This is a genomic window from Streptomyces swartbergensis (assembly GCF_002148965.1).
Taxonomy (GTDB): Bacteria; Actinomycetota; Actinomycetes; order Streptomycetales; family Streptomycetaceae; genus Streptomyces; species Streptomyces swartbergensis.
On sequence record NZ_NGFN01000027.1, the window covers coordinates 13,075 to 32,229 of the forward strand.

Consider the following 19,155-nt stretch of genomic DNA (forward strand, 5'->3'; position numbering starts at 1 on the left):
CTCAGTCCGCGGACGGCTCGGCGGACGGCTTGTCCGAGTGGCCCAGGGGCTTCCCTGGGGCCACTCGGTCGCGTACGGCCCGCTTCACGGCCGTCGGCTCGGGGAAGCCCTGCTCGCGCCGGTCCCAGACGACCTCGCCGCCGACGCGGACGACGAACACCCCGCCCTTGCCGGGCTTCAGCGCCAGTTCCGTCAGCTCGGACTCGAACGTCGTGAGCAGCTCCTGCGCCAGCCAGGCCGCGCGGGGCAGCCAGCGGCACTGGGTGCAGTACTCGATCTCGACACGGCCACTCATCCGAGGTGCACCGCCCCATCCTGTTCGGCCGCGGGCTTGCCGTGCAGGTCGGGGACCTGCCGGAGCCACGCGGGGCGTCCTTGCCGGCTGCGCGCCGCCCGGCGGGCCTCCTCGGCGGCGAGCTCCTCCCGGCCGGGGAAGTCGGTGGGCAGCCAGGCCCCGGAGGCCCGCACGCGCGCGTGGAGGTACGACACGTACGCCTCGCGTGCCTCCTGCGCGGTGGCGAAGCCCGGCTCGTCCGCGAGCCAGGCGTCCGGGACCTCCGCGAGGATCCGGCGCAGCAGCTCCTCGGTCACCCTGGGGGCGAACTCGGCGTCGGCGGCCCGGACGTCGGGCCCGTAGTGACCGAGGGCGTGGTGCCGGAAGTCGTAGGCCTTGGCGGGGTCGGTGCCGTCCCAGCGATGATGGAACACGAGCGCGGCACCGTGGTCGATCAGCCACAGGCGCGGGGGCGCCACGCCCAGGGTGGGCCAGACCATCAGGTTGGAGCTGTGGACCGTGCGGTCGACGTTCACGGTCAGGGCGTCGAGCCAGACGATCCTGCCCGCCTCCAGGGGATCGACGGGGAAGACCCGCGCGATCTCCGGCGTGAAGTCCCGGGCGCCCGGCAGGTAGTCCATGCCGAGGTTCACACCCGCGCTGGCCGCGTGCAGGCCCCGCACCTCCTGGTGCGGCTCGTCCTGAGCGATCACCGGGTCGAAGTGCACCAGCACCAGCTCGGGGAAGCGCAGCCCGAGGGCGCGGGCCAGCTCCCCCACGATCACCTCGGCGACCAGCGCCTTGCGGCCCTGCGCGGAGCCGGTGAACTTCACGACGTACGTGCCCAGGTCGTCGGCCTCGACGACTCCGGGGACGGAGCCGCCCGATCGCAGGGGCTCGATATAGCGGGTTGCGGTGACCTCTCTCAAACTCTTCAAAGGCCCAGCGACCTGATTGCCTTAGATGCCACGGCAAGCTCCAATGTGATGCAAATCGGCAAAACCTCCCCGCTCAGCCCTGGGGAGAATCTGGGGAGTTTCGGCTGGCGTGCTCCTCTCCCGTTCTCCCCAGCAGTCCGTCAATGGCGGTGCGCCCCTTGCTTCCGGCCTCCGGCATGAAGTGAGCATAGTAACCAAGCGTGACAGCCGGAGACGAGTGCCCGAGCCATCGCGCCAGCGTCACTACGGACTCCCCCGCCTCCAGCATGATCGAGGCGTAGGTGTGCCGCAGCACGTGGAAGCCGTCCTTCGGCGCCGCCTCCCACTGCCAGTCCTTCGCGCCCTTGGCGCGCGGCGGAATGATGCCGGCCTTGGCCAGCGCCGGTTTCCAGGTGTACGTATTCCACGTGTTCACCGCCACGGCGTTGCCGAATCGCGTGGTGAGCAGAAGGGAGAACTTCCTTCGCTGTTTGTCCGCCTCTGGCCTCCCCCACGGAAGCTCCACCTCCACCGGTGGGAACGCCTCGACGTGACGCTTCAGCTCGTCGGCCACCGAGGAGGGCATGTCGACGATGCGCGTCTTCGCCCCCTTCGGCAAGGCGAAGTACAACCTCCCTTTGATCGCCTGTACTTGGCGACGAACGTGGAGGACTCCTCGGGCATAGTCGATGTCCTCCGGGCTCAAACCGAAGACTTCGCCCTGCCGAAGTCCGCACCCCAGTCCGACCACGACGGCTATCCGATGCCGCGGACTGATCCCATCACGGACTCGGAGCGCCCTCTCCAGCGGCCACGCTTCCCGTCGCTCCTTCGGCGCCTTCGGCCAGCGCACGGACTTCGCGTGCATGGGGTTCCTGGCGAGCCGCTTGTCGTCGACGGCAGCCTCCAGAATGCTCGACAGCTCGGACAAGATGCCGCGCCGGTAGTCGACCGAAGAGACTGTCGTCTCCAACGTAGCTATGTACGCGCGGAGTTCGGCCGCCGTGATGTTCCGGAGTGGGAGTTCGCCCAGATGCGGAACGATATGAAGGCGCGCCCTGCGCTCCTGGTTGTCCTGGGTCTTCGGAACACCGCCTCGGCCCGGCGCCCAGTGCAAGGCGATGTAGTCGGCCAGCGTGATGGATCCATCGCGCGGGTCCACGAACTCCCCACGCTCCTCGTCAGTGGCCGCCCGACGAAGCCACGCCTTGGCATCCTCCAGGGTGTCGAAAGAGCGGTCCCGGACCCCGGGAATGCCGGCGACCTTGTACCGCTTCCCCTTGCCGTAGCGAGCGGTTCGTTCCAGCGCATGCCGCCTGATCGGCCCAACCGAGCACAGCGTCAGACACACGACGACCGCGTCGCACGAGGCGTCGGCGGCCGGAAGCTGCTCGGCACGGCCATCCACCACATCGATACCTTTACCCTCTGCCAGGCGTCGCGTATGGCCCTTGTCGGCAACGACGAGGGCAACCCCCTGTCCGCATGGGATCGGCGGGCGCGCGATGGGGCAGAGCCCAAAGGCATCCGCCAGGTGTCAGTCAGTGCCGGACGCGGGCATTCCGGCAGCGGCGAGTGCCTGGCGCAGGTCCGCCGTGGTCGGCGCGCCGTCAGCAGTGCCGTCCGGGTGACGGTAGAGCCGGCAGGACACGCTGGGCCGGGACTCGGCCGTGGCGAACGGGTCGACGTCGTTCAGCAGGATGGTGGGTGATCCGGTCATCTGCCACTGCGCTGCTCCCGCCTCGTCGGACACCTCAATCCAGTCCACAGGTACTTCTCGGCCGTCCAGGGCACTGTCGATCCGGTGGCGTACGACTGAGGCGTTCGGGCAGTCAGGGACCGTCAGGACCGTGATCCGCAGTCTCGTCTCGCGCGGGTTCATTGGAAATCTCCTGGTTCGTCACTGTGTCTGGAACCGTAGACCTTCCAGCCCGCTGGAAGGTCAAGGGCTAGCCTGGAGGTATGCGTATCGGCGAGGTCGCCGCCGCCAGTGGCCTGACGACGAAGACCATCCGTTTCTACGAGCAGGCCGGGCTGCTGTCCGCCCCACCTCGTACCGCGGACGGCTACCGCGACTATCCAGGCCAGACCGTCAAGAGGCTGGCGTTCATCCGCGACGCCCAGGGCGCCGGCCTCACCCTGGCCGAGATCCGCTCCGTGCTCGCCCTGCGCGATGCCGGTTTCTCCCCCTGCACGCACGTCACAGCGCTCATCAACCGGCACCTGGCGGACATCGACCAGCGCCTGGCCGAACTCCGTGCCACCAAGGCGGTCCTGCACGGTCTTGCCGAGCGGGCCGCTGAAACCGATCCGGCCGACTGCACCGACGCCGACGTCTGCCGCATCCTCACCAAGGCCAACGCGCCGTCACCCAACCGCCCAGACGGCCCTGCCTAGCGTGAGTCACCGGGGGCAGCCCCCGGCTCACGACGAGGAGCAGGTCATGCTGCGCGCGGTATGGAACGGCACAGTCGTCGCGGAGGCCCCGCGCACGGCGATCGTCGAAGGCAACCACTACTTCCCGCCTGAGTCGCTGCGCCTTCAGTACTTCACGCCGAGCAGGACCCGCCTGGTACTACCCGAAACCCAGCCCTCTGGCCCGGAAGATCAAGGATCACGTGGCGTTCTGGCGTGGCGTGCGGGTGGAGGGAACAGGAGCCGTCGGCTGCCGAGGATGCCAGCGGCGGCTGAGGGGGCGGAGCGCGACGCCGACCTGCAGGTCCGCGACCAGCCGGAGCAGAGTAGAGCGGCGCCGCTCGGGCATGGTGGCGCGTACGACGAGCCGCCCGTGGCTGTTGAACGTCGCACCGGTGACCACCGAGCCGGGAGCGACCTCCACGGGCACGCTCTCGCCGGTCAGCAGCGACTCGTCCACCGCCGAGGACCCCTCGACGACCTCGCCGTCGGTGGCGATCTTCTCGCCGGGACGCACCACGAACGCGTCACCGACCATCAGCTGCTCCACCGGGATACGCACCTCGGTCCCGTCACGCAACACCGCGACGTCCCTGGCCCCCAGGTCCATCAGCGCCCTGATCGCCTCCCCGGCGCGGCGCTTGGCACGGGCCTCGAAGAACCGACCCGCCAGCAGGAACACCGTCAGGACGACCGCGACCTCCAAATACAGGTGCTTCCCGCCGACACCCAGAGCCCCGGCGCTCCACAGGTAGGCGGCCAGCACGCCAAGGGAGACCAGCGTGTCCATCGTCGCCGCGCCGTGCCGCAGATTGACGGCCGCGGCCCGGTGGAACGGCCATGCTCCCCACAGCGCCACCGGAGTCGCCAGCACCAGCGCAATCCACCGCCAGCCCGGGAACTGCCAGACCGAGATCATCGACAACGCGACCACGGGCAGCGCCAAGACGGCGGAGGCAATCAGGCGGCGCCGCAGGTCGGCAATGCGCCCGGACTCAGCGTCACGCGCGTCAGCGGGCTCTGCCTGCGCGGCGGCTTCCGCGGCGGCGCCGGCGACGGTTGCTCCGTAGCCCACCGCTTCCACCGCGGCGACCAGCTCGCTCGGCGTGACCTGCGGGCCGTAGGTGACGCGCGCGCTGGCCGTGGCGAGGTTCACGCTCGCGGCCACCCCGGGCAGCTTGTTCAGGGGTGGTGGTCATGACGTTTGTGTCTCCTCGTGCGGGGGTTCAGTTCCAGCGTGCCGGAGCGGCCGGCTCGACGATCGCGAAGCCCTGCCCGGGCACGGGATGCCAGCCCAGCTCGCGCCCGTAGAGGCGGCGCAGGAACGCGGGCGGCTGGTGGTAGCAGAAGACCGAGGTCTCGGCGCCCGGCGGCTGGACCGAGGCTCACCCGCTCTGAGTCGGCCGACGGCTGGCGGAGAGCCGCCCGCAAACCGGCTTCCCCCTCGTCCTGGCCTATCACTACCGGTTCGTCACCGGCGCACTCCACCGCCCCGACCAGCCACGGCGGTGTCCACCTCGGCGCCCTGCTCCAGGCGGATGCCAGTGCGCCCGGCTCATACGTTGGCGCGCCGGAGCCGGAGCAGCCGCGTGCTGGTGGTGTCATCGGCGGGTGAGGTGGCGGAGCGCGACGACGGCCTGCATGGCGGCGGCCGGCCGCAGCAAGGTGGGGCGGGGCCGTGCGGGCATGGTGCCGCGGCGCAGCGCGACGGCCGTGACGGTGACGACGGGAAGTGCCCAGGCGGCGACGGCGGCCGTCCGTACGGTGCGGCTGGGTTCATTGCGCAGGGTGAGCCAGCTCCAGTAGGCGGCGTCGGCGAACGTGTCGGCGTAGTCCCCGAAGGGCGAAGCGGTGCCGTAATGATGGGCCAGGCGGCCGTCGGCCAGGTCGAGGGCGATGGCCAGCGGCCCGGACCAGGGACTCGCTCCGCCGGGCAGGGCTGGGAGGTTGGCCCGGATCAAGGTGAGGGCATCAGCGGCGGTGAGCCGCTCGCGCTGTTCCAGCAGTCCCAGATGCGCCGCACTGAGCGCCCAGCTGATCACCACCCAACGCCGCCCCGGTCGGCGGCCCGTGGCCGCGGCGAGCAGCAGACCATGCAGTGCGGTGAGCTGGGCCAGGGCCTGCGGTCGGCGGACTGCCTGGTGCATTGACCGGTGCGTGGCCTGTCCGAGGAAGCGTGCGACGGCCGCGGGCCTCATGTGCCCTTTCCGCAGCTCGGTCAGGAGTGCGTTGGTGGCAGCGCGGCTGTCGGCGATATCGGATACGGACTCCACGCCCTTGTTTCCTTCTCGGTGACGGATTCCGCTTCACGGTATGCGGACGCGCGCCCAGGTGAAGGTGAGCGCGATCACCGATCTGCCGCAGTGTCCGCCATAACCTCGCTGCGGGACGAAGAACAGGCCGGCGGAAGGGTGCGGAGATGGCATTGATCGGCAGGTTGGTCGCCGCGGGAGCCGTAGGTGGTGCGGTGGCCGGGTATCTGGGACTGGTGACGGGGGCGCTTGCGCTGGATGTCGGTGTCGGCCGGCGCATCCGCCCCCTGGGGCCGCAGACGATGGACATCGAGGCGCCGCGCGAGGTGGTCTTCGGGGTGATCACCCAGCCCTACCTCGGGCGGGCCACGCGGGCGATGCGGGAGAAGGTGGCCGTGCTGGAGCGGGGCACTGACATAGTGCTCGCCGCCCACCACACCCCGGTCGCCGGCGGGCGGCTGACGGCGACGACCGTGGAGACGGTGAAGTTCATCCGCCCGGAACGCGTCGACTTCCGCCTGGTGCGCGGACCCGTTCCCGCGGTCACCGAGTCGTTCGAACTGAGCGAGCACGGGCCGGGCACGCGGCTGGAGTACACCGGTGAGCTGGGCACGGACCTGTGGGCGCTCGGCCAGTGGTGGGGCGCCGTGGTCGCCCCGCGCTGGGAGGCGACCGTCGCCTCCTCGTTGTCGGCGGTCAAGCAGGAGGCAGAGCGGCGCGCGGCCCTCAGCTGACACGGCCGGTTCCTCATGTGCCAAGGTCCGGCCCCTTTACATGCCGGGCACGTCCCGGGGGCGAGCAGGTTCCCGGCGCGATCATCATCTTGCTCGGGATGCACCTCCAGTATGGGCATCCCCCGCCGACGAGCTCCGCCTCCACCCACCACATCCGCCCCAGCATCGGCCAGCCGTTCGGCGCCGTGCTCACCGCCCATCTCCTGCGTCACTGACAGCGATACCGGAGCGCTCAGCTTCACCATCAACCTGACACCGACGGAGGCCGACGTCGCCCGGCGACGATGCCACGCTCATGGCCGAGCTCCTCAACGGTGTCCTGTGGGCCCTGGGCATGCTCCGCTCCCGGTCCAACTCCCGGGACGCCGGCGAGCCCGTCCCGGTCGAGGGCGATTACACGGCGGCACTCAAGGGCCTGGATCGGCTTCCGGCCCGCGTGCGGGCCGTGCAGAATGCCGTGATCTGCTCGCACGCCTCAGCGGGCGGGACGCCTCGTCGCCTGGCTACGTAGCAAGCCTGGGAACAAGCACTCTGGCGCGCCCGTCAGTACATGAGTCGCCACGGCTTGACCTCGCCGCCCGCCTCTTCGCCATGACCCAGCGACGGGCTCCGGCGCTGAGGCAGTCGACAATGTGACGGCCTGGAGTAATGTCGGCACGTGACCGAGGACAACCGCACCCTGCGTTACCCGCAACCGGCGATCACCCCTGGGGAGTTCGAGGAATTCGTCGCGGGGGAGCTGCTGGGCGCGGCGGGGTCGGAGGTGGACGACCTCGTGGTCACCGTGCACGAGAAGATCGTTGGCGCCGATGGTGCGTACGACTTCGACGCGACCGTCCGGTACCGGTTCGCGGGAATGGCCTTCCTGGTGGTCGTCGAGGCCAAGCTGCACCGGAATCCGATCAAGCGTGAACTCGTCCAGGTGCTTCACCAGAAGATCCACAGCGTCGGCGCGCATAAGGGTGTAATGGTCGCCACTTCGCCGTACCAGAGTGGTGCGGTCGAGTTCGCGGCGGCGCATGGTATTGCTTTGGTGACGGTCACGGAGAGCCGCTTCGTGTTCGCGACCAGGGACACCGCGACCGCGCGCCCCACGTTCGTGGCGCATTACAGCGGTGGGGCGGGCTCGCGGGGTCTGGTGCTGTCCGCCGACGACGATGATCATGCGGCTTGTGTCGCGACATTCCTGTTGGGACAGCCTGCCTGACATCCTCCGGCTACGTGCCGACGTGGATGTGCGACGCCCACGCCGATGGGTCATCCGGCCATCGGTCGCGCATTCGGCGGGTCGCGCTGTGGACCGCCTCGGCAACGCCCGCTCCGTCGGCGATCGCCGAGTAGATCAGGTCGGCGACGTCCACCGCCTGCCAGTCGCCGATCCGCCACAGGGTGCCGATCACGTGCCGGTAGCCGGCGAGTTGGAAGGCGGAGGCCAGGTGGATCGCCTCGTCGGCCAGCCGACCGCTGGGACGCGCGGTGGAGCACGCGGACAGGAACGCCAGTTCGGCGTCGTCCATCCGGAGCCTGGCCAGGTCCATCACGGTGAGCGGCCGGTTGTGGTGGTCGGCCAGCACCAGCCGCCCGGCCGACGGATCGGCCAGGTCGCTGCGCCCGTGGCAGGCGAAGTGTGCCCACCGGGCCCCGGTCAGCGCGTCGAGCACGGCGTCGTGGGTGGCGGCCGTGCCAGTGCGCACGTCGACCTCGCCGGGGAAGTGCCGGCGCAGCACCGCCGTTTCGGCTTCGGCACCCGACAGATCGGCGTATCCGCCCGGGGTCTTCGGCATCGCCACCACGACCGCCCGACCGGCACGAGGCGGGGGCGAATCCGCTGCGCGTCGGGAATGGGCGAACGCCCGGAGCGTCGGGGTGAGGGAGCACACCACCCGGTCCAGCACCGTGCGTGGCACGGCGTCGGACGCCGTTTCGTGGTGGCCCGCTGCGTGTAGTGGCAGGAACGACAGCAGGCCCGACGGGCACCACCACAGTCGGGGCCAGGACTCGCCGCCGCGTGGCGTCCTGGTGATGTCCACGGCGTCGAGGACTGGACCGGCGACCGTGTCCCACAGCCAGCCGAGCGTGCGCGTCATCCGATCCTGGGCGGCGGCTCGGGTCCGCGCCGAGTTGGCGGTGGTGTCCTCGACCGCCCGGAGGAAGTCGCCGACCTCGGCCAGCACGGCGTCGGGCGTGAGCGTGGGCAGCGGCACGGCCGTGACCTCGCCGTCGGCGGGCAGGATCAGTGCGTAGGAGCCGTACCGGGACACACTGACGATCACCACCTGGCCCTCGTCCGGCGCGAGGTCAGCTACGGCCGGTGGGCGCAGGAAGCGGTCGAACCCGGGCAGCTTCTGGATGTCCGCGACGAGCCGGTCGAACGCCGTGGCCGTCGCACGTCGCGCCACGACATCGTCCGCAGGACCGGGGGAGTCGAGCTCCGCGCACAGCGCGGTGAACCGGTCGGCCAGCTCCGGATGGCGCTCGGCCAGCGCGGTGAGGTCGGTGCGGCTGTCCAGCGCCTGGCTCAGCAGCAGGCCGCGGCCCTGCTCGAACAGCTCAACGGCCTGGGCGACCGACCCGACCCGCACGCAGCACGCCGCGGCGTCCGACCCGGTCCCGTGCGTGCCATCGAGCAGGAACTCCTGGTCACGTCGGGTGAGTTGGCGCGGAACCATCCGGGCCAAGAGATCGATCGTCGCCTGGTATCCGGCCACGGCCTCCGCCCACCGGCCAGCCGCCGCGGCCAGGCTTCCCCACCGCGCCGCCGCCACCGAGCGGACCCGCGGGGGACCCACCTCGGCCGACGCCGCTTCCCGCGCCGCCGCGAGCGCACCGTCGAGGTCCGCATCGGTACCGGTCCGGGCGTGCCGGTCGCGCAGCGCCCCACTCAGGTTGGCCAGGTACGCGGGGCGTTCCGGGTGATCGGCGGGCGCCTCGGCCACCGCGGCGCGCGCGGCCGCCACCGCCGCGTCGAGGTCCGCCGGCCGGCCGCTGTGCTCGTACCGCCCGCGCAGCACCAGGGCGTGGTTCGACCACGCCGGTGCCCGGGCCGGGTGACCGGGTGGATGCGCCTCGACCGCGGACCGGCTGGCCTCCACCGCCTCGTCCAGATCCGTCGCCTCGCCGCCGATCCCGAACCGCGCCTGCAACGCCCCGGCGAGGTTGGACAGGCGTGCCGCCCGGCCGGGGTGCTCGAGCGGGGTGGCGCGCACGGCCTCCCGGCAGACGTCGATCGCCTCGTCCAGGTCCTCGGGGTCGCCCACCGAATCGAAGCGGATCTGCAGGGCGGCGCCTAGGTTCGCCAGCATCAACGCCCGGTCCGGGCTAGCGGCCTGCGCGGCGAGCGCCGCCCGCCGCAGCAGATCGACCGACTCGTCCAGGTCGGTCTGGCTGCCGGTACGCCGGAACCGGGCCAGCAGCGCGGCCCCGAGGTTGCCGAGGAACGCCGGGAGGTGCGGGGAATGCTGCGGTGCGGCGTCGACCGCGGCCCGCCCGGCCTCGACCGCTTCGTCGAGATCCGCGAGCCGGTCGGTGCGCTCGAACAGGATGCGGAGGGTGTCGCAAAGGCTCGTCAGGTAATTGGGGCGGTTGAAGTCGCCGACGGGCGTGGCGGCCACCGCGCTTCGGCCGAGCGCGGCCGCCTCCTCCAGGTCGCCGAGATCGCCGGTGTTCTTGTAGCGCCGACTGAGCGCGCTGGCGAGGTTGGCCTGCCGGCCACCGAACTCGGAATCCCCAGCCGGGGTCGCCGCCACCGCGGCGCGACCGTGCGCTATCGCGCCGGCGAGGTCCGATGTGCGCCCGAAGTGGACGAACTGGACTCGCAGCAGGTCGCAGAGGCCGGATAGGTGCGAGGCCCGTCCGGAATCGTCGACCGCCGTGGCGACCGCGTCCCGGCGCACCTGGATCGCCTCGTCCAGATCCGCCGGATCCCCGGCGCGTTCGAACCGGGCCAGCAGCAGCTCGCTCAGTTCGGCCGCGTCCGGCCCACCGGGTGCGCTCGAGCCGGTGCGCGCCTCCTCGATCCTCCGATCCAGCCCGGCCGCCTGGTCGCCGAACGCCGCCCTGGTCCGCAGCGCGAGGTCGAGATTGGACACCATCGCGGCGTGGTCGGGGTGATCGGGCCAGCCGGTGACCGCGGCCTGGCCGGCCTCAATGGAGGCGTCCAGGTCGGCCTCGCTCGCCAGGTGCTCGAACCGGGTCAGCAGGGCGTTGCCCAGGTTGGACAGGTAGCTGGCGCGGGCGGGCTCGTCGGGTCGGCTAGCCCCGACCGCCGCCCGGCAGAACTCGATCGACTCGGACAAGTCGGCCGGGAGCTTGGCGCGTTCGAACCGGGACAGCAGCGCGCTGCCCAGGTTGGACAGGCATTGGGCGTAGTCGGGGTGGTCGGACCCGGCCACGGCGACGGCCCGCCGCAGCAGGTCGACGGACCGGTTCAGCGCGACCGCGTCGTCGTCGTTCTTCTGCGCCTCCCGCAACTGCGCCCGACCGAGCTTGGCCAGCACCGCGGCCCCGTCCGGCTCGGCCGGCGGTTTGTCGTCCCACAGTTCGCCGATCAGCTCGGGAACGGCGCCGGCGCCCAACGGGTACAGCGGGGCGAGCAGATCCAGCGCGATCATCAGCTCCGGTTCGCCGTCCACCGTGCCGCGGGTGGCGAACCGCAACCAGAACAGCCAGCCCGCGGTCTGCGCAACCTCGATGTCCTCGACCGGATCGGGCACCGAACAGAGCAGGTCCACCACCTCGCCGATCGCGTCGGAGCCGAGCACGACCTCCGGCGCACGAGTGGTGGTGAACCGGTCGACCCGACCGCGGACCTGCCGGATCCGACAATCCCTCGTCGAACCCTGTCCAGGCCGCTCGTCGAGTTCCACCTCCGGGTCCGGATTCTGTTTCGAGCCGGTCTCCTCGGCAGGATCCTGCGCGGCCGGCTCGAGATCGGACCGGAGCATCGAACGGACCGGATCGTCTTCCGGTAAACCATCTCGTGCGCCAACGCCGGTGGCCGCGATGTCCGCCAGAGCATTCCGGGCATCCGAAAGTGCTTGCTGGTCTTCGGATTTGGTGAACGCGGTGCGCAGGGTGGCACTCAGGCCGGTCACGTAGCCGACCAGTTCCGGGTGGCCGTCAGGCACCTCGGTGACCGCGGCCCGACCGGCCGCAATGGCCTCGCGCAAAATGTCGAGATCACCGGTCCGCTTGAACAGCATGTGCAGGCTGATCCCGAGGTTGGACTGGAATCGGGCGTGCCACGGATGATCGACCGGAATCGCCGCGAGAGCCTTTCGGTTGGCCGAAACGGCCTCGCCCACCGTCCGCAGATCATCGGTCTCGTCGAACTGGGCCAGCAGCGAACTCCCGAGGTTGGACAGGCTCGCGGCCCGCATGGGATGGCCGTCGGGGATCGCCGCGACGGCACGACGACCGGCCACAACGGCATCGTCCAATGCCTGCCGATCCCCGGAATGGTCGTACAGCGCGCGCAGCGTGTTCCCGAGGTTGGTCAGGCGGCTGGCCTGGCTGGGATGCCCGTCGGGGGTGGCGGCGTCGACCTGGCGGTGGGCGACGACCGCTTCGTGGAGCAGGTTCACGTCCCCGGTGGCTTCGAACAGCTCCCGCAGGCTCACGCCGAGGTTGGCCAGGACAGCCTGCCGGGCAGGGTGGTCGGCGGGCAGGGAGGCCGACGCGGCGCGCCCGACAGCGACCGCCTCCGCCAGCGCAGCGCGGTCCCCGGTGTGCTCGTACAGCAACTGCAGCGTGCCGCCGAGGCTCGACATGCTCCCCGCCCGACCAGGATCATCCTCCGGCGTGCTCTCCAACGCCGCCCGGCCAACCGCGACCGCCTCCCGCAATATGGCGGTGTCGCCGCTCGCTTCGAACGCGACGCGCAGGGTGTTTCCCAGATTGGACAGGCAGGTGGCCCGGTCGGGATCGCCGACCGGCATCGCGGCGACCGCATCCCGCCCGGCGGTGATCGCCTCGTCGATGGCCCGCGCATCCCCGGCGTGCTCGTGCAGCAACTGGAGCACGACGCCTAGATTGGACAGGCGACCGGCTCGGATGGCCCCTTCCTCTGGGGTCGCGGCCACCGCGGACCGGGCCAGCCCCACCGACTTTCGCAGCACGCTGACGACCCCAGTGCACTCGAACAGGGACCGCAGCGAAAGCCCGACCTCGCTGGCGTGTTCGGGGTACTCGGGATCGCGTTCGTCTATGACCTCGAGCAGGGTCAGGCCCGCGCTCACCGCCTCCTGCAGCATGTCCGCGTCGCCGGTCTCGTCGGCCAGCGCAGACGCCGCGGCATGCATGTTCGACAGACACGGCCCGTACATCGGATGGTCCTCCGGAACGGCGGACAACGCCGTCCCGAACAGGTGAACAGCCTTCTCCAACGCCTCCAGGTCACCGTTGCGCAGGAACCAGTCGAACAATTCCGCACCCTTGTCGGTACAGGCGGCCGGATCCACCCGCCCACCCTCGCGCTTGCGCTCCTTGGGGCGACGGGCCTCTTCGGCGTACAAGCTGCGCAATTGTTCCGGCACCGCATCCGGGTCGGCCTGGTACACCGGCTGGTAGAGGATCGCAGCCATGCGCAGATCCTCGTCCCATTCATCGACCGGCAGCGCCTGAACCCGCAGCCAGTACAGCTCGCCGACGGCCCGCAGCACCTCCAGGTCGGGATCCTCGTCGGACCCGAGCACCCGGGCCAGCAGGGCACCCGCCTCCTCCAACGCTTCCGGCGCCAGCACCCACCGCGAATGACCGGTCTCGATGGCGTGCGCGGTCCGCGCCCGCACGGCCGCGAGCAACTTCTCCCGCACGAACACCTCCGCCCGCCCCGACCGGCGGCAGTCTACCGAGACCGCCGATCAGCGAGGGTCTGGTCCGAAAATAACGTCATGCCGCCGAACAGGGCGTGAGATCATGCGGCCTCGATTGGTTCGAAGCGGACGGTGAGGCCGAGGTCGTTGGCCTGCCGGGTGATGCGGCGCAAGGCGCGTTCGGGGTCGTGCTCGGTGTAGTAGTCGCCGCCGAAGTCGTGGAAGCCGGTGTCGTGGGTGAGCATGTGCATCGAGTGTTCGAGCGCGACCAGGGCTTTCTTCTTGCCTAGTGATGCGTTCCTCAAAGGGGGCGGATGTGCCCCTGGTCAGCGGCTCTGGTCGGAGGCATCGTGCGTGGTAGGAGGCTTGCGCCATGCCAAAGTTGCTGTTCGCGCGGGCTGCGCGCGACGAGAACGAGGAGCGTGAGGTCCGGCGGCTGGCCGGTGCCCGGCATACCCCGGGTGACTGGATCCAGCGTGCCCGGATCATCGAGGCCAGCTGGGACGGGACGCGGCCGGCGGCCATTGCCGCCCAGGTGGGCTGCCACCCCGAGACGGTGCGCCGCCGGCTGCACCGGTCAAGGCCGAGGGCCTCGACGGGCTGGGCGACCGGCCCGGGCCCGGGGCGACGACCCCGGCTCACGGAGGACGTCACTGCGTACCCGGGGCTTGCGGGGATGTCTCGTAGGTGGGGCCGTCGGCGCCGCCGGAGAGTCCGGCCGATCGGCCGGACCGGGAAGCGCCCCACACCACCGTGGCGATCAACATCACCAGCGTGAGCGGGTAGAAGACCGGGCGCAGGGGGATCAGCACCGGCAGCAGCGCCGCGGCTGCGCCGGTGCCGATCACGAGCAGGAAGGTCGGCACGCAACAGGCGAACCCGAGCAGGAACGCCGGCAGAACGCCGAGGAGCCGGGCGTATCGCGTGCGCCGACAGGAGGCGGCCTGCCGGGCAGCGAACGCGGCAACGGCGATATTGCACCCGACGAGCGCGGCCACAACCGTGCCGAGCAGCAGGTTGACCGGGCTGACGAAGACCGCCACATGCCCAGAGGGATGCCAGGCGAGAACCGGCTCGAACAGGTACGGCGCCCGGGCCCTGAACAGCTGATCGGGAGCGGCCTGGAAGACGGAGGCGCCGGTGAACCGGCCCGAGGCAGACACGGCGAGGTCCCCGATGGAGAACAGGTACACCAGGAGTGACGGCCGCGGCGATCAGCGCGGCCCGCCGATGGCGGCGTACTCCGAGGGCTGCCCGCACGCGGCGAGGGGTGGCCGCGACGGCGGCCACGGCCGCGTCCCAGGCGTCGCCGGCCTTCGTGAGGGCTGACACGAGCGAGTTCATTGCCGCACCTGGCTGTTCGGGTAGAACGCGTACCAGGCGAACCACATCGAGTCGAGGAAGTCCGCCGGCTCCCACCGCTCGCCGGCGCGCTGAACGACCCGGGCCGTGCCCAGTTGGTCGTCCCAGCGCGCTTCGACCTGCGTGCCTGCGAGGTCGGCGCGCACGGTGCGGGCCTTGTGGACGAGGTCCTTGTGGATCGACAGCCGCTCGGTGCCGACGCGTACGCCGATCACGACGTCCTTGTCCTGGAAGCGGTCGCTGGTGGCGAGTACGGGGAAGAGCGGGCCGCCGCCCGCGTAGTAGCCGCTGCGGTCCGGGTAGGAGCCGTAGCTGCGCAGCGCCCCCGTCTTGGTGGAGAGCACTTCGGTGTCCGGGTGTGCGGTCCGCCACTGCTTCCAGGTGGTCCACACCAGCGGGACGGTGTCCAGCCTGGTGCCCTTCAGCGGTCCGCTGATGGCGGTGCCGAGGAGCTGGGGCCACTCGGAGCCGGTCTGCCGGTCGTACATCAGCAGGTTGGAGTTGACGAGCCGTCCGGTGGTGCCGAACGTCAGATCCTGGGTGCCGGACGGGGCGGCAAGCCCGATCACCGTGCCGGTCAGCGGACAGTAGGTGACCGCGAGCTGCTTGCCGCCAACGGTGTCGTTGACGATCTCGTGCCACACCAGGACCTGCTGCGGGTACGCCCTCACCTCACCGCCATACTCCAGGCCGAACACCGGCTCGTCGTCGGCAAGGAAGTCCGCCTCACCGGACGGGACAAAGTCGGGCTTGTCGATGGAGGGAATGCCGTCCTTGCCCGGTCCACCGGAGACCGCGGCGCCGGCCAGGGCCTCCAGTGACGGGTCCTGGCCCGGCTGCACGGCCGTCACGGGCTCGGAGGGCCGATCGGAGAGTGCCTGCCAGCCGATGACACCCCCGCCCACCAGCAGGACCGTGGCTGCCCCGATCACGCCCGCACCCTTGAGGGCCTGCCGCCTTGACGGGTGAGGAGACTGCTGACCGTTCACCTGGCACCTCCCGACTCTTTCCGGGGACACCGGCAATGCCGCGCGGCGAACACCGCTTCGCACTTCTCATGGTCCCGCGTACGGGACAGCAGTTCGGTGAGCGCGCTTACAGTTCTCGCCCCGCGCGGGGGCCTACGTTCGGACCATGGTGCTGAGGATCGTGCTGGGCACGGTGTACACGGCGATGGCCATCGGCCAGCTCGCCTCCTTCCCCGACATGCCCGCCATCCTGTCCGCCTACGGACTGATGACCGGCGGCGCCGCCACCGTACTGGCCGTGGCACTGATCGCGGGCGAGCTGGTGTGCGGGATCTGGTTCCTGGCCCGCCCCCGCTCGAAGGCCCCGGCTCCGGTGTGGGCGTACACGGCTGTGTCCGTGGTGTGGACGGTGCTGGCCGTGCAGGCGTACACGCGCGGGCTGACGGTGCCCAACTGCGGCTGCTTCGGGACCCACCTGACCCAGCGGCTGAGCTGGTTGGTCCTGCTCCAGGACGCCCTGACGCTGCTCTATGCGGGGCTGCTGCTGCGCGGCGCCCGCACGACTGCCGCTCGGGAACCAGCTGCCGGAGTGAAGGCGAGGGGTGATGTCCGCATCCCGTGAACGATCCGGCCGGGGCGGTGTGGCGGCGATGGTGGGCACCGGGCTGCTCATGATGGCGTGCTGCGCGAGCCCGCTCGTCGGGGCAGGCGGGGCGCTCGGCGCCGTCGGCGGGGTGCTGCGTAACCCGTGGCTGATCACGGTCGGTGCGGTGGTGCTCCTCACCGGGGCCGTCTACGTCCTGTGGTGCCGTGCCCGCCGTCGTGGGACCGGACGGCGGGATCGGTGCCCCCGTCCCGGCTCCGCCACAAACAAAGACGCTGCGGACCCGCGACGCCCGCTGAACGATGGAGACCACCGCACAGGAGAGGAGTCCGGCGATGACCCAGACCCCAGCGCCACGGCGCAAGGTCGACCGGGACGAGGTGTTCGTGGAGTTCACCAAGTCCATCTGCCCGATGTGCAAGACGCCCGTCGACGCGCAGGTCAACGTCCGTGACGACAAGGTCTATCTGCGTAAACGCTGCCGGGACCACGGCGAGTTCGAGGCGCTGGTCTATGGGGACGCCGAGGAGTACCTGTCCTCGGCCCGCTTCAACAAGCCCGGCACGATCCCGCTCACCTTCCAGACCGAGGTGAAGGACGGCTGCCCGTCGGACTGCGGGCTGTGCCCGGAACACAAGCAGCACGCCTGCCTGGGCATCATCGAAGTCAACACCGGCTGCAACCTGGACTGCCCCGTCTGCTTCGCCGACTCCGGCCACCAGAGCGACGGCTACTCCATCACGCACGAGCAGTGCGAGCGGATGCTGGACGCCTTCGTCGCCTCCGAAGGCGAGGCGGAGGTGGTGATGTTCTCCGGCGGGGAACCCACTATCCACAAGCACATCCTGGACTTCATCGGCCTCGCCCAGGCCCGCCCGATCAAGAACGTCAACCTCAACACCAACGGCATCCGCCTGGCCACCGACAAGAACTTCGTCGCCGAACTCGCCAAGCGCAACCAGGTGCCGGGCCGTTCGGTGAACATCTACCTGCAGTTCGACGGCTTCGACGAACGCACCCACCTTCAGATCCGGGGCCGGGACCTGCGCTCGTTCAAGCAGCGGGCGCTGGACAACTGCGCCGAGGCCGGGCTGACCGTCACCCTCGTCGCCGCCGTCGAGCGCGGCCTGAACGAGCACGAACTCGGGGCGATCATCGAGTACGGCATCGACCACCCCGCCGTCCGCTCGGTCGCCTTCCAGCCTGTCACCCACTCCGGCCGGCACGTCGAGTTCGACCCGCTGCAGCGGCTCACCAACCCCGACGTCATCAAGCTGATCAATCAGCAGCGGCCAGGCTGGTTCCAGAAGGGCGACTTCTTCCCCGTCCCCTGCTGCTTCCCCACCTGCCGCTCCATCACCTACCTCCTGGTCGACGGCGAGCCCGGCAACCGCACCGTCGTCCCCATCCCCCGCCTGCTGAACGTGGAGGACTACCTCGACTACGTCACCAACCGCGTCATGCCCGACGCCGGAATCCGCGAAGCCCTGGAGAAGCTGTGGTCGGCCTCCGCCTTCATGGGCACCGCCACCACCGAGGAGAAACTGCGGGCGACCGCGGAGGCACTGGACTGCACGGACGCGTGCGGCATCGATCTGCCGCAGGCGGTGAAGGACCTGAACGACAAGGCGTTCATGATCGTCGTGCAGGACTTCCAGGACCCCTACACCCTCAACGTCAAACAGTTGATGAAGTGCTGCGTGGAGGAGATCACCCCCGACGGGCGGCTGATCCCGTTCTGCGCGTACAACTCCGTCGGCTACCGCGAACAGGTCCGCGCGCAGATGTCCGGCGTGCCCGTCGCCCAGGTCGTGCCCAACGCGCTGCCGCTCGCCGACCGTCTCACCGCGACGCCGTACGGGTCGAAGACCGCCCGCACCGCTGGAGAGGAGTCCCCGTCATGACCCAGCCGTCCGCCGGCGATGAGCTCAAGGCGTGCTGTGCCGCCGCATACTCCTCCGACGTCGTCGCTCTGCTGCTGGGGGACTCCTACCACCCGGGCGGCACCGCCCTGACCCGCCGTCTCGCCGACGGCCTCGCCCTCACCCCGGCTAGGCGGGTCCTCGACGTCGCCTCCGGCCGCGGCACCACCGCCCTGCTCCTTGCCGGGATCCATGGTGTGGAGGTGGACGGCGTGGACTATTCCGCCGCCAACACTGCCCTCGCCCAGGGCGCCGCGCAGGCCGCGGGACTCGCCGACAGAGCGCGCTTCACCACCGGAGACGCCGAGCAGCTTCCTTACCCCGGCGGCGTGTTCGACGCGGTGGTGTGCGAGTGCGCGCTGTGCACCTTTCCCGACAAGGCACGAGCGGCTGCCGAGTTCGCTCGCGTCCTGAAGCCGGGCGGTCGTCTCGGCATCACTGACGTCACCGTCGACGCCGAACACCTTCCTCCCGAACTCACCGGCCTTGGGGCCCGCATCGCCTGCATCGCCGATGCCCGGCCGTTGGACGAGTACGACGAGATCCTGGCCGCCACGGGTCTGCGCACGCTGCGCACCGAGCGCCACGACCCGGCGCTGCTGCGTATGGTCGACCAGATCGAGGCCCGGCTGAATCTGCTGCGCATGACCGCACCGGCCAAGCTCACCGACGTCGGCGTCGACCTCGACGCCGCCCCCGCCGTCCTCGAAGCGGCCCGCACGGCCGTCGCCGACGGCGTCCTCGGCTACGCCCTGCTCATCGCCGAGCGCACACCCAAGACCGCCGAGAGGAGAACTACCGGTGCGTAGGTAAGCGCGCTCACATACCTGCCCGTGCCATGCGACCTAGCGTCGACACCGAAAGCGACAGAGGGAAACCCACCGGATGGGGTGAT

17 protein-coding genes and 3 pseudogenes are annotated in these 19,155 nt (G+C 70.5%); 9 read left to right on the forward strand and 11 right to left on the reverse strand.

Features of this window, described 5'->3' with window-relative positions; all coding sequences use genetic code 11:
- Nucleotide 1: 1 nt before the first annotated feature.
- From CA983_RS07145 to CA983_RS07160, 4 genes are all read right to left on the reverse strand, one after another.
- Nucleotides 2–295: an Rdx family protein gene (locus CA983_RS07145; RefSeq protein ID WP_086600028.1), complete on the reverse strand. Its 294-nt coding sequence runs from the start codon at nt 293–295 to the stop codon at nt 2–4.
- Entirely contained in the window at nt 292–1,212 is a 921-nt protein-coding gene (locus CA983_RS07150; RefSeq protein WP_341866651.1) for a HipA family kinase, read from the reverse strand. The genes CA983_RS07145 and CA983_RS07150 overlap by 4 nt, the downstream gene beginning before the upstream one ends.
- A gap of 73 nt (nt 1,213–1,285) precedes the next feature.
- On the reverse strand, nt 1,286–2,602 hold the full coding sequence (locus CA983_RS07155) for a tyrosine-type recombinase/integrase (RefSeq protein ID WP_244206697.1): 1,317 nt from the start codon (nt 2,600–2,602) through the stop codon (nt 1,286–1,288).
- 126 nt (nt 2,603–2,728) lie between these two features.
- Nucleotides 2,729–3,073, reverse strand: coding sequence for a hypothetical protein (locus CA983_RS07160; protein ID WP_086600030.1), 345 nt, complete (start codon nt 3,071–3,073; stop codon nt 2,729–2,731).
- Nucleotides 3,074–3,153: 80 nt separating this feature from the next.
- Here CA983_RS07160 and CA983_RS07165 point away from each other — a divergent pair, with 80 nt between their 5' ends.
- Together CA983_RS07165 and CA983_RS47675 are read left to right on the forward strand one after the other, a co-directional pair.
- Nucleotides 3,154–3,588 (forward strand): heavy metal-responsive transcriptional regulator, encoded by a 435-nt coding sequence (locus tag CA983_RS07165; RefSeq protein WP_086600031.1) that lies wholly within the window; start codon nt 3,154–3,156, stop codon nt 3,586–3,588.
- Nucleotides 3,589–3,634: 46 nt separating this feature from the next.
- Nucleotides 3,635–3,764 (forward strand): annotated as a pseudogene (locus CA983_RS47675) (DUF427 domain-containing protein); the annotation flags it as partial.
- Between the two features lie 41 nt (nt 3,765–3,805).
- Here the strand turns inward: CA983_RS47675 and CA983_RS07175 are convergent.
- The 3 genes and pseudogenes from CA983_RS07175 to CA983_RS07185 all read right to left on the reverse strand — a co-directional run bounded on the left by CA983_RS07175 (nt 3,806) and on the right by CA983_RS07185 (nt 5,879).
- A complete protein-coding gene (locus tag CA983_RS07175; protein ID WP_244206699.1) occupies nt 3,806–4,774 on the reverse strand; it encodes a heavy metal translocating P-type ATPase in 969 nt (322 codons plus the stop codon).
- A gap of 58 nt (nt 4,775–4,832) precedes the next feature.
- Nucleotides 4,833–4,961, reverse strand: a pseudogene (locus CA983_RS49405) (tRNA-dependent cyclodipeptide synthase); the annotation flags it as partial.
- A gap of 246 nt (nt 4,962–5,207) precedes the next feature.
- Nucleotides 5,208–5,879 carry a CDP-alcohol phosphatidyltransferase family protein gene (locus CA983_RS07185; RefSeq protein ID WP_086600033.1) on the reverse strand — a complete coding sequence of 224 codons (672 nt, stop codon included), beginning with the start codon at nt 5,877–5,879 and terminating at the stop codon, nt 5,208–5,210.
- 146 nt (nt 5,880–6,025) lie between these two features.
- On the opposite strand from CA983_RS07185, the gene CA983_RS07190 reads away from it, so the two are divergent.
- The 3 genes from CA983_RS07190 to CA983_RS07200 all read left to right on the forward strand — a co-directional run bounded on the left by CA983_RS07190 (nt 6,026) and on the right by CA983_RS07200 (nt 7,799).
- Nucleotides 6,026–6,592: an SRPBCC family protein gene (locus CA983_RS07190; RefSeq protein WP_086600034.1), complete on the forward strand. Its 567-nt coding sequence runs from the start codon at nt 6,026–6,028 to the stop codon at nt 6,590–6,592.
- Nucleotides 6,593–6,887: 295 nt separating this feature from the next.
- Nucleotides 6,888–7,103, forward strand: coding sequence for a hypothetical protein (locus tag CA983_RS07195; RefSeq protein WP_086600035.1), 216 nt, complete (start codon nt 6,888–6,890; stop codon nt 7,101–7,103).
- Between the two features lie 147 nt (nt 7,104–7,250).
- Entirely contained in the window at nt 7,251–7,799 is a 549-nt protein-coding gene (locus CA983_RS07200) for a restriction endonuclease (RefSeq protein WP_086600036.1), read from the forward strand.
- 10 nt (nt 7,800–7,809) lie between these two features.
- Here the strand turns inward: CA983_RS07200 and CA983_RS48870 are convergent, their stop codons facing one another.
- A complete protein-coding gene (locus tag CA983_RS48870) occupies nt 7,810–13,392 on the reverse strand; it encodes a CHAT domain-containing protein (RefSeq protein ID WP_143645461.1) in 5,583 nt (1,860 codons plus the stop codon).
- Nucleotides 13,393–13,505: 113 nt separating this feature from the next.
- The gene (locus CA983_RS46160; protein ID WP_158101844.1) at nt 13,506–13,709 is read right to left on the reverse strand and encodes a hypothetical protein; all 204 of its coding nucleotides are present in this window, start codon (nt 13,707–13,709) and stop codon (nt 13,506–13,508) included.
- Between the two features lie 68 nt (nt 13,710–13,777).
- On the opposite strand from CA983_RS46160, the pseudogene CA983_RS47690 reads away from it, so the two are divergent.
- Nucleotides 13,778–13,933, forward strand: a pseudogene (locus CA983_RS47690) (helix-turn-helix domain-containing protein); the annotation flags it as partial.
- Nucleotides 13,934–14,054: 121 nt separating this feature from the next.
- Here the strand turns inward: CA983_RS47690 and CA983_RS07210 are convergent.
- Entirely contained in the window at nt 14,055–14,567 is a 513-nt protein-coding gene (locus CA983_RS07210) for a hypothetical protein (protein ID WP_244206712.1), read from the reverse strand.
- Between the two features lie 177 nt (nt 14,568–14,744).
- Nucleotides 14,745–15,698 carry a DUF3179 domain-containing protein gene (locus CA983_RS07215; protein WP_244206701.1) on the reverse strand — a complete coding sequence of 318 codons (954 nt, stop codon included), beginning with the start codon at nt 15,696–15,698 and terminating at the stop codon, nt 14,745–14,747.
- 202 nt (nt 15,699–15,900) lie between these two features.
- Here CA983_RS07215 and CA983_RS07220 point away from each other — a divergent pair, with 202 nt between their 5' ends.
- The 3 genes from CA983_RS07220 to CA983_RS07235 all read left to right on the forward strand — a co-directional run bounded on the left by CA983_RS07220 (nt 15,901) and on the right by CA983_RS07235 (nt 19,069).
- Complete coding sequence (locus CA983_RS07220) at nt 15,901–16,356, forward strand: MauE/DoxX family redox-associated membrane protein (RefSeq protein WP_086600039.1); 456 nt, start codon at nt 15,901–15,903, stop codon at nt 16,354–16,356.
- 317 nt (nt 16,357–16,673) lie between these two features.
- A complete protein-coding gene (locus CA983_RS07230; protein ID WP_086600040.1) occupies nt 16,674–18,242 on the forward strand; it encodes a radical SAM protein in 1,569 nt (522 codons plus the stop codon).
- The gene (locus CA983_RS07235) at nt 18,239–19,069 is read left to right on the forward strand and encodes a class I SAM-dependent methyltransferase (RefSeq protein ID WP_086600041.1); all 831 of its coding nucleotides are present in this window, start codon (nt 18,239–18,241) and stop codon (nt 19,067–19,069) included. Before CA983_RS07230 ends, CA983_RS07235 begins: the two co-directional genes overlap by 4 nt.
- Nucleotides 19,070–19,155 lie beyond the last annotated feature (86 nt).

Excerpts from the sequence above, each read along its gene's own strand:
- CA983_RS07145 (WP_086600028.1), bottom strand. The coding sequence starts at position 295 with ATGAGTGGCCGTGTCGAGATCGAGTACTGCACCCAGTGCCGCTGGCTG.
- CA983_RS07160 (WP_086600030.1), bottom strand. The coding sequence starts at position 3,073 with ATGAACCCGCGCGAGACGAGACTGCGGATCACGGTCCTGACGGTCCCT.
- CA983_RS07165 (WP_086600031.1), top strand. The coding sequence starts at position 3,154 with ATGCGTATCGGCGAGGTCGCCGCCGCCAGTGGCCTGACGACGAAGACC.
- CA983_RS07190 (WP_086600034.1), top strand. The coding sequence starts at position 6,026 with ATGGCATTGATCGGCAGGTTGGTCGCCGCGGGAGCCGTAGGTGGTGCG.
- CA983_RS07195 (WP_086600035.1), top strand. The coding sequence starts at position 6,888 with ATGGCCGAGCTCCTCAACGGTGTCCTGTGGGCCCTGGGCATGCTCCGC.
- CA983_RS07220 (WP_086600039.1), top strand. The coding sequence starts at position 15,901 with ATGGTGCTGAGGATCGTGCTGGGCACGGTGTACACGGCGATGGCCATC.
- CA983_RS07230 (WP_086600040.1), top strand. The coding sequence starts at position 16,674 with ATGACCCAGACCCCAGCGCCACGGCGCAAGGTCGACCGGGACGAGGTG.
- CA983_RS07235 (WP_086600041.1), top strand. The coding sequence starts at position 18,239 with ATGACCCAGCCGTCCGCCGGCGATGAGCTCAAGGCGTGCTGTGCCGCC.